The following is a 2361-nucleotide window of genomic DNA, read 5'->3' as shown; positions in this document are numbered from 1 at the left end:
GAACACCGCCGCCGCCGGTAGCGCTGCAGCGGCGAGAACCTCGGCGGTAGCCATCACCAGACCGGCCCGTCGAGGGCCAGGGTGGACTTGGCGCCGAGCGTGACCCCAGGGCGGCCCTYCATGCGGTTCAGGGCCGCGTCTACCGCGGTCTCGGGAACCTCTCGTAGCGCGCGACGGATGGCGTCGAGGGAGACAGGAACCCGCGGACCGTCCGCGAGCCCCCAGTAGGCCTCCCGGATCTGGCCCTCGGTGTCGGTGGCGATCACGACTTGCCGCCCTTGGTGATGATGTCCTTGATCTGACGGCCCATCCGGCCGTCCTCGTCCAGCTCGGCGAGCTGCTCCTCCCTCGACTTGCTCACCGCTGCCCCTCCGTCTCCACGTCGGGCTGACCGCTGATCCAGATCTTGTCGGCCATCTCGGGGGCCAGCTCGTGGACTCTCCGCGCCCACTGGTGTGGCGCGTCGCCCGTCATGGACTCGATGTCCATGTCGAGCAGGACACGCAGCTCGTGCTCCTGCTCGGGGATGCGGCTCACTTGGAGCCCCCCTTGGGGCGGCCGTCGGCGAGGACGATGGCGCCGCCAAGATCGTTGTTCTTCTTCTGCTCCGCGACCCACTGCCTTGCCTGCTCGCGGGTCATCCCCTCGGTCGGGTTGCTCACAGGGAGCCTCCGCCGGTGCGCTGGGTCGGGACGGTGCCGCGGGTCGGCAGGTCACCGCCGAGCAGGGTCCGAAGCTCGTCGGGCTCGGGGAACGGGTCGGTCGGCGACGGACCACGCAACGGCGGGTCCTGAACGAACGAAAATGGGGCAGGATGCGACATGGGTTCGACCTCCCGGGGTCGGATCAAGAACCCCGGCGCTGAGGCTTGGYGGCTGGCGCCGGGGTTCGCCTGTCTCCCTAGGAGATCAACGCTAGAGCTAGCTAGCTAGCTCGTCAAGTGGCTAGGTTGGGGTTACTTTTAGGTCAAAACACCCATGCCTGCCGCAGAAGCGCACTGTTCGAGATCATGGTTTCGATCGTCAGTACCTCGCCGTCGGCRCCACGACCGACCCGGAAATCCTCGGTCACCGGTGTGCCGATGTTGATCTCGAACACCCGGGCCTCATCCTCGGTCRCCCCTCGCCCGTAGACCACGTCCCGACCCAACCCTGGAACGATGACGAAGCCGACGTCGGCCATCATCTGCATGGAGTTGGTCCGCAGCCGCTCAGGGCTGACCAGCTCGGGAATCGCGGCGGCGACCTGCTCGGCGTAATAGGAGGTCGAGATCTGGGCAACCAAACCGTCGATGAGCAGGYGCCGCTGGCGCCACGCTATCGGGGTGTCTGCGTCGTAGCCGAAGGCGTCGGCAACCTCGATGGGCGCCTCGGCGCGGCCCGCGCCGGTGGGCTTCTGGYTGCCTTCGCGCCCGAACTCGGCGACGATCCCCTTCCATGTCCGGCGCTTACCTTCCGCGCTAGGCAAGGTCATGTCCGTCATCGTGTTGATCACTGGGCGGATGGTGGAAACGAACGTGCCTTCGCCGGGGCGCGACCGGACAAGCTGCCAGGACTTGAGGAGTCTGACGGCGGCTTGGGCCGTCGGGTTGGACACGTTGTACTCCGCTTGGATGGTYGRCAGGCTGGGGATTTTGTCGYCGTCCCGTAGCTCGCCACCCTCGATCCCTCGTCGGATCGCCCAGGCGATCGTCTGGTAGGTGTGACGGCCTCCGCCACGGTCGATCATCATTGCGCCCTCCCGGATGCTTCGCTACCTAGCTAGCTAGGCTACGCCGAGAGCGGCACGCTTGCGTCGTCGAGTGGTAGTGATCGTCGTGACGTGCAAGCCGAAATACGCACAGATGTTCGATTAGAACGTCCGCCYAAATAGGGCAAAACCTGGCAGCTCAGCCTGTCGGGTTGCCGCCCTTCATGAGACGGACCAGGAAGCCACCCTTGGCCTCGGCCATGGCCAACAGCTCCAAATCTWCCCGTCGCGCGGTTGCGCGGACCAGCAGGCGGATCAGATCTTCCGCAGTCGCCGGATGGGCAACAAAGACGGTCACCCCGTCCTCGTCGGGCACGACCTGAGAGGGTATCGGGCCTACGTCCGGCGCCGGCGGCTCCGGGTGCATGCGCRCTATGGCCGCTCCGGGTGTGRCTGCCTGTCGGAATCGGTGAAATGATCGATCCATTGACTGGTCCCCTTTGACCGGTCGGCCTCGTTCCGGTGTGGCGACACCGGGYGGGGCCACGCTTTTGTTGCGGACCGCTCACGCTAGCGGAGCCTGGTACAGGTGTACATGGCGACCAGCAGGGATAGCTGTACCTCCCTACCGTGCGGCGAGTGCCAGCCGACAACGAGGAGACGATCCGCCGC

At 66.3% G+C, this 2361-nt stretch carries 6 protein-coding genes; all 6 read right to left on the bottom strand.

What is annotated here, in order from left to right:
• Positions 1-53: 53 nt before the first annotated feature.
• Positions 54-266, bottom strand: coding sequence for a hypothetical protein (locus tag CC117_RS10110; RefSeq protein ID WP_071083490.1), 213 nt, complete (start codon positions 264-266; stop codon positions 54-56).
• Between the two features lie 91 nt (positions 267-357).
• The gene (locus CC117_RS10105; protein WP_071083489.1) at positions 358-537 is read right to left on the bottom strand and encodes a hypothetical protein; all 180 of its coding nucleotides are present in this window, start codon (positions 535-537) and stop codon (positions 358-360) included.
• Positions 534-662: a hypothetical protein gene (locus CC117_RS39785; RefSeq protein WP_256385370.1), complete on the bottom strand. Its 129-nt coding sequence runs from the start codon at positions 660-662 to the stop codon at positions 534-536. The genes CC117_RS10105 and CC117_RS39785 overlap by 4 nt, the downstream gene beginning before the upstream one ends.
• Positions 659-823, bottom strand: a complete 165-nt coding sequence (locus tag CC117_RS37365; protein WP_157905386.1) for a hypothetical protein — start codon at positions 821-823, stop codon at positions 659-661. The genes CC117_RS39785 and CC117_RS37365 overlap by 4 nt, the downstream gene beginning before the upstream one ends.
• A gap of 143 nt (positions 824-966) precedes the next feature.
• A complete protein-coding gene (locus tag CC117_RS10100; RefSeq protein ID WP_071083488.1) occupies positions 967-1731 on the bottom strand; it encodes a GntR family transcriptional regulator in 765 nt (254 codons plus the stop codon).
• A gap of 157 nt (positions 1732-1888) precedes the next feature.
• Complete coding sequence (locus CC117_RS37360) at positions 1889-2065, bottom strand: hypothetical protein (protein WP_157905385.1); 177 nt, start codon at positions 2063-2065, stop codon at positions 1889-1891.
• Between the last annotated feature and the right edge of the window lie 296 nt (positions 2066-2361).

This window comes from Parafrankia colletiae, assembly GCF_001854655.1.
GTDB classification, from domain to species: Bacteria; Actinomycetota; Actinomycetes; order Frankiales; family Frankiaceae; genus Parafrankia; species Parafrankia colletiae.
Note: the sequence above shows the minus strand (reverse complement) of the source record. Positions and strands in the feature narration are given on the sequence as shown.